This is a genomic window from Saccharothrix sp. 6-C (assembly GCF_016695385.1).
GTDB lineage: Bacteria > Actinomycetota > Actinomycetes > Mycobacteriales > Pseudonocardiaceae > Actinosynnema > Actinosynnema texasense.
On the sequence record NZ_CP064192.1, the window covers coordinates 4,085,209 to 4,091,759 of the forward strand.

Annotated in this window: 5 protein-coding genes; 2 read left to right on the forward strand and 3 right to left on the reverse strand. The window is 71.9% G+C overall.

The features are described from left to right. The first annotated feature begins 224 nt into the window (after positions 1-224). A complete protein-coding gene (locus IOD16_RS17485; RefSeq protein WP_236595057.1) occupies positions 225-1,286 on the forward strand; it encodes an endo-1,4-beta-xylanase in 1,062 nt (353 codons plus the stop codon). Here the strand turns inward: IOD16_RS17485 and IOD16_RS17490 are convergent. Both IOD16_RS17490 and IOD16_RS17495 read right to left on the reverse strand, forming a co-directional pair. Next, complete coding sequence (locus IOD16_RS17490) at positions 1,267-2,121, reverse strand: TauD/TfdA dioxygenase family protein (RefSeq protein ID WP_201440908.1); 855 nt, start codon at positions 2,119-2,121, stop codon at positions 1,267-1,269. The genes IOD16_RS17485 and IOD16_RS17490 overlap by 20 nt on opposite strands. 4 nt (positions 2,122-2,125) lie before the next feature. Next, a complete protein-coding gene (locus IOD16_RS17495; RefSeq protein WP_201440909.1) occupies positions 2,126-3,097 on the reverse strand; it encodes an L-tyrosine/L-tryptophan isonitrile synthase family protein in 972 nt (323 codons plus the stop codon). Between the two features lie 270 nt (positions 3,098-3,367). Between IOD16_RS17495 and IOD16_RS17500 the strand changes: the two genes are divergently transcribed. Further along, positions 3,368-5,344, forward strand: a complete 1,977-nt coding sequence (locus IOD16_RS17500) for a carbamoyltransferase family protein (RefSeq protein ID WP_201440910.1) — start codon at positions 3,368-3,370, stop codon at positions 5,342-5,344. 42 nt (positions 5,345-5,386) lie between these two features. Here the strand turns inward: IOD16_RS17500 and IOD16_RS17505 are convergent, their stop codons facing one another. Further along, a complete protein-coding gene (locus IOD16_RS17505; RefSeq protein ID WP_201440911.1) occupies positions 5,387-6,550 on the reverse strand; it encodes a macrolide family glycosyltransferase in 1,164 nt (387 codons plus the stop codon). Position 6,551 lies beyond the last annotated feature (1 nt).

The window sequence follows — 6,551 nt, forward strand, 5'->3', positions numbered from 1 at the left end:
GGCCGGGAGGAGTGCCCCGGCCATGATCGCGGTCACCTGACCGGGTCGGCCGCGGTCCCCTTCGCCGACGCCTTGCGCCGCGCGGACCGCGGCGGTCCGGCCGAATGGTGGCGTCGCCGGCTCCCCCTCGGCCGCAGGGGTTTCGAAAATGTTCGATAACCATTGCCCGGCGCGGAGGGTCGCACCCATCGTTGATCGCCACCGCGCCGGAAGGGGCCGTCGAAGTGCCGAAACTCCTGTCAACCTCGCTGATCGCCGCGTCGTTGGCCGCGGCGGTCGTGCTGCCGGTCGGCCCGGCCGTCGCCGCGACCGCGGCCACGCCCGCCACGACCCTCGCCTCGGCCGCCGAGCGCAGCGGCCGGCACTTCGGGGTGGCCGTCCAGGGCCACAAGCTGTCCGACCCGACCTACGCGGGCATCCTGGACCGCGAGTTCGCCGTGGTCACGCCCGAGAACGAGATGAAGCTCGACGCGACCGAGCCGCTGCAGGGCCGGTTCAGCTTCGGCCCGGCCGACCGGGTCGTGGACCACGCCGCGCGGCTGGGCAAGCGGGTGCGCGGCCACACGCTGCTCTGGCACTCGGGGCAGCCGTCCTGGCTGGCGGGCCTGCGGGGCCCGGCGTTGCGCCAGGCGATGCTCAACCACGTCACCCAGGTCGTCGCCTACTACCGGGGCCGGGTCCACGCGTGGGACGTGGTGAACGAGGCGTTCGCCGACGGCACGTCCGGCGCCCGGCGCGACTCCAACTTCCAGCGCACCGGCGACGACTGGATCGAGGCGGCGTTCCACGCGGCCCGGGCGGCCGACCCCGCCGCGAAGCTCTGCTACAACGACTACAACGTCGAGAACCGGGCGCACGCCAAGACCCAGGCCGTGTACCGGATGGTGCGCGACTTCCGGGCGCGTGGCGTGCCGATCGACTGCGTCGGCCTCCAGTCGCACTTCACCGCCAACCACCCGGTGCCCGCCGACTTCGCCACCACGCTGCGCGACTTCGCCGCCCTCGGCGTGGACGTGCACCTGAGCGAGCTGGACGTCGAGGGGTCCGGCGCCACCCAGGCGGACAGCTACCGGCGCGCCGTGACGGCCTGCCTCGCGGTGAGCCGGTGCACCGGCATCACCGTGTGGGGCATCCGCGACAGCGACTCGTGGCGAGCCTCGGGCACGCCGCTGCTGTTCGACTCCACCGGTACCGGGAAGCTCGCGTACACCGCCGTGCTGGACAGCCTCAACGGCGCGTGCCCCTGGGCGGTCGTGCCGCCGGCGGCTACGCGTTCAAGTGGCTGAGGTGCGGCGGGGTGCCCAGGACGTGCACCCGCTGCAAGTGCCTGGGCAACCCCCGCCGGTACGGCTCACGGGTGTGCAGCAGGGTGTAGTTGTCGGTGATGAGGATGTCGCCCGGCTCCCACGAGTGCGCGTACAGGTGGCGCGGGTCGTACAGCGCGCCGCGGACCTCGGCGACGACCGCTCGCGCTTCCTCCGGGCTGTGGTCGGCCACGGTCACGTCCGGGGGGTTGAGGATCTCGACGCCCTCGGGCACCGGTTCGAGGAACCGCAGGGTCGGCGCGCCCGTCACCGGGTGCGGCTCGACCAGGGGTGAGATCACCAGGCCGCCGTAGTGGCTCACCTTCGGGTTGCGGTAGTGCAGCACCACCGAGCGCCAGCGCCGCACGGTCGCCGGGTCGGTGTCGGCGAGGACCTTGGTCGTGTCGGTGAACAGGGTGCGCCCGCCCTCCGTGGTGTCCGGGGCGGTGAGGCAGTGGAAGATTTGGAACTCCGGGACGTGCCTGGCGTACATGCCGTCCCAGTGCATCGGCATGAACCCGGTGTCGAACGCGTGGTCCTCGGGCTCTTCGTGCGCCAGCACGTCGAAGACCGTGCCGAAGGACCACTCCAGGACCTCGCCCCACGAGCGGCCGTACGCCTCCAGCGCGGCGCCGTCGGCGGGCGGGGTGAAGCCGCGCAGCACGACCAGGTGCTCCGCGCGCACCAGTGCCCGCACGTCCTCGACCGGGGGCGCGGTGAACGGCAGGCCGGGCGACGGGGCGGTCAGGAGCGCGCCGAACGGGGTCAGGGGCTCGGTGCCCCAGGCGGTGTCGGCAGCGGTGGTGGCGGACGGCATCGGTTCAGCCCTTCGACGAGGTGGTGGTGTGGTCGGCGGCCAGGACGTAGTGCGACGGGCGGCCGTCGCGCAGCACCAGCCGGCCGCCCGCTTCCTTCGCGGCCCGGTGCTTCATCAGCCGGAAGCGGCCCCGGTCCTCGACCGCGACGGCGTGCCACGGGGTGAGCCAGCGGTCTTCGTCGCCGGCGTCCTGGAGGAAGATGCCGAACTTCTCGTGGCCGCACGGCTGGGGGTGGATGGACAGCCGGACCGCGTCCGGGTGGATCGCCGCGAGCAGGTTGCCCCACGCCTGGCTGCGCCCGATCACCTCGTAGGCGCGCCGGCGGCTCTCCCGTTGCAGCGTCGCGTTGCTGCCCCGGAAGCCGGGGATCTTCGCGTCCTCGTACAGGAAGCGCGTGATGCCGCGGTACAGGCCGAGCATCGGGCCGCCGCCGCGGACCTCGTCCCGCAGGGCCTCCAGGTCGGGCGCGTGGTCGGCCCACAGCTTGCGGCGCATCCCGACCGGCTCGGCGCCGGGGAAGACGTCGTCGAGGCTGTAGAGGCTGATGTGCGCCGTGCCGAGGCGGCCCAGGACGTCGGACATCCCCCGCTGGTAGGCGGAGACGTGCTCGTCCGGTATCCGCACGAGGTCGTTGAACACGCGGCCGTCGGAGCAGATGATCAGGTGCGCGCCGGGCGGGTGGACCTCGCCGACGCGGACGCACAGGGCTTCGAGGAACGCGACGGACAGTTCCTCCGCCAGGTCCGGCAGGTGGCCGAGCACCTTGTCCGGGTTGGGCGACTTCGCCGGGAAGGCGGGTAGCAGCATGGGGATGGCGCGACCGGCGCGGACGTGGCCGTCGATCTTGTCGCGCTGGGCGGCGCGGCAGTGCCCGCACGAGTCGCCGTGAGTGCCGCCCGGGTCGAGCAGGAGCCTTTGGTGACCCATTATCAAATCCAGCACGGCGTCCGTGCGCGCCATTTCGTGGGCGGACATGGACTCCCCTTTCCCGAACCGGTGACGACGACCGGCGGAAAGCCACTATGCGACACGACAATGCGGCCGTCAACCAAGTGCTAAGTCGGGAAGAATATTCGAATCAGCGACGTGACCCCGTTCACAGTTCGGCAACCACCATTGACAGCGAATTATTACCGCACCGACGGTTCGGTCATTCCCGGCGAACCGGCCGATCAGCGGTATGGCAACTCGGACGACCGTGGTTCGGTGACGAATGATAATCACCGTCCGTGGGAGTGGAGCGGCATGCTGACGTTGGGCATCAGCGGTCATTTCGACCTGCTGCCGGGGCTGTACCGGACCTACATGCACGACGCCACCGCGTGCCTGGTCGCCGACGGCGAACTCGTCGCGGCGGTCGAGGAGGAACGGTTCAACCGGATCAAGAAGACGAACAAGTTCCCGGCCGGCGCCATTCGCGCGTGCCTGGACCTGGCGGGCGTCGGACCGGGTGACGTCGACGCCCTCGGCTACTACTTCGGCCGCGACCTGGTCGACCTCGGGTTGGGCAACTTCCACGTGGCCACGCCGGTCCAGCCGGTCCGCTGGGGCGTCGACCTCCTCCAGGACCGGCTGCGCGAGCACTTCGGCTGGGAACTGCCCGCCGACCGGATCATGTTCACCCGGCACCACCTCGCGCACGCGTGGTCGTCGTTCGCCCGCTCGGGCATGGCGGACGCGCTGGTGGTCGTCATGGACGGCCGCGGCGAGCACACGTCGACCACGATCTACCTGGCCGGCTCGGGTGAGATGCGCGAGCTGCGGTCCTACTCGGTGGCGCACTCGCTCGGCCAGCTCTACCAGGACGCGATCGGGCACGTCGGCTACGGCTTCGGCGACGAGTACAAGGTCATGGGGCTCGCGCCGTACGGCGACCCGGCGACCTACCGCGAGCAGTTCCGCAGCCTCTACACCCTGTTGCCCGACGGCGACTACGCGATGACCCCGCCGATGCCGGACATCAACCCGACCGTGGCCGCGTTCTACGAGAAGGGGTTCGTCGCGCGCCGCGCCGGCGAGCCGGTGACGCAGGAGCACCGGGACTTCGCGGCCGGGCTCCAGGAAACGCTGGAAATCCTGGCCATGCACGTGCTGACGCACTGGGCGCGGCAGACCGGCGCGACCAGGTTGTGCTTCACCGGCGGTGTCGCGCACAACAGCAGCCTCAACGGGGTCATCCTGCGGTCGGGCCTGTTCGACGAGGTGTTCGTGCACCCCTCCTCGCACGACGCGGGCGCGGCGGAAGGCGCGGCGATCGTCGCCGCCGCCCGCCTCGGCGCACCGCACACCCGGGTCGGACGGTTGACCAGCGCGAGCCTCGGCCCCGACCTCGGCACACCGGACGACGTGGAGCGGCAGTTGTCGGAGTGGCGCGGCATCGTGGACGTCGAGCGGCCCGAGGACGTCGTCGACGCGACGGCGCGGCTGCTCGCCGACGGCGCGGTGGTCGGCTGGGCGCACGGACGGTCGGAGTTCGGGCCGCGCGCGCTGGGCAACCGGAGCATCCTGGCCGACGCGCGCCCGGTGGAGAACCGGGACCGCATCAACGCCATGGTGAAGAAGCGGGAAGGTTTCCGGCCGTTCGCACCCGCCGTCACGGCCGAAGCGGCGGCCACCTACTTCGACCTCACCGGCACCGAGGCCGACCACGCCTTCATGTCGTTCGTGGTGCACGTCCAGGAAGACCGGCGGGCCGAACTGGGCGCCGTCACGCACGTCGACGGCACCGCCCGCGTCCAGGTCGTCACACCCGGCGCCAACGCGCGCTTCCACCACCTGATCACCCGGTTCGGCGAGCTCACCGGCACCCCCGTGCTGCTCAACACCTCGTTCAACAACAACGCCGAACCCATCGTGCAAACCGTCCACGACGCCCTCACCACCTACCTGACCACCGAGATCGACGTCCTCGTGGTCGAGGACTTCCTGGTCCGGCGGCGGGGGCCGGCGGCGCGGGCGCTGGACGACCTGGTGCTGACGCTGCGCCCGGTGACCCGGCTGCGGCAGGACTGGCGGCCCGGTGACGAGGTGAGCGGCGAGGTGTACCTCGACTACTCGTTCGGCCCGTCGGCGAAGGTGTCGCCCGCGGTGTTCGACCTGCTGGCGGCGGCGGACGGGGAGAGCACCGTGGCCGCGTTGGCGGGCGCCCTGACCGACGAGGTGCGCGACGAACTGGTGTCGTTGTGGCAGCGGCGGTTCTTCTCGCTCGCGCCCAAGGCCTGAGGGTGGCGCCGGTGGTCCCGGGAGGGGCCACCGGCGCTTCCGTCACCGGTCCAGCAGCTTCTCCAAGGCGTCCGCCGCGGCGGGCGCCCCGCCGCTGGACCGGACCACCTGGCTCATCTCCGCCACGGCCGCCCGGTTGGCGGAGGCCGCCGAGACCGCCGCGCGCAGCCCGGCGGGCGTCTGGTCCTCCAGCGTGACGCCCAGGCCCAGCTCCGCGGCCCGGGCCGCGATGGCCCGCTGCTCGGGGATCTGCGGCACGGTCACGAACGGCACGCCGTGGTACAGCGACTCCATGATCGAGTTCATGCCCGCGTGGCTGAGGAACACCGACGCGTGCCGCAGCACGGCCACCTGCGGCACGCGGGGGTGGGCCGAGATGTTCGCGGGCAGCGGCCCGAGGCCGGCGGGGTCCAGGTCGCCGATCGACATGACGACCTCCCACGGCTCGTCGGCGAACGCCTCGACGCACGCCCGGTAGAACTCGGGCCGCGAGTTGAACACCGTGCCCAGCGAGATCAGCAGCACCGGCGAGTCGGTCCTCGGCGACCACCTCTCGGCTTCTTGCCGGCTGCCCAGCGAGGGCCCCACGAAGTGGAACCGGTCGTCGAACGTCTCGGCCGACAGCTGGAACGAGCGCGGCACGAACACCACGCTCATCGGGGCGACGTGGCCGAACATCAGGTTCGGGTCGTCGAGGAAGCTGAAGCCGGAGGCGAACTTCGCCATCCGCCCGATCGCCGCGACCAGCTCGGGGTGCTGGTGGTCGAACGACGGCGGCAGGTAGACCTGGGTCGCGGAGAACCGCTCGTTCTCCGCGAACGTGGGCACCAGCGCCACCTCGGGCACGCCCAGCAGGTTGGCCAGCATCCGGCCGGTGAACGTCACCGAGTCGTAGCACACCGCGTCCGGCCGGTCGGCCTCGAAGTGCGCGGCCAGCACCGGGAACGACACCTCGGCGTCGTCCAGGAAGTAGTTCAGGGTGACCGCCAGCTGCTCGGCGGTGAACTCGCCGCGCGCGTCCAGGTCCGGCGGCAGCTCGGAGGGCAGCACGACCGGTGTGGCGCCCGCCTCGGCCGGACCGGCGGCGGTGGCCGGCCCGGTGGCGTAGCTGACCCGGTGCCCGCGCCGGACCAGCTCCTCCACCAGCGGCACGGTGGGGTTGACGTGCCCGGCGGCGGGCGCGCTGACAAAGGCGAAGTGCCCCATT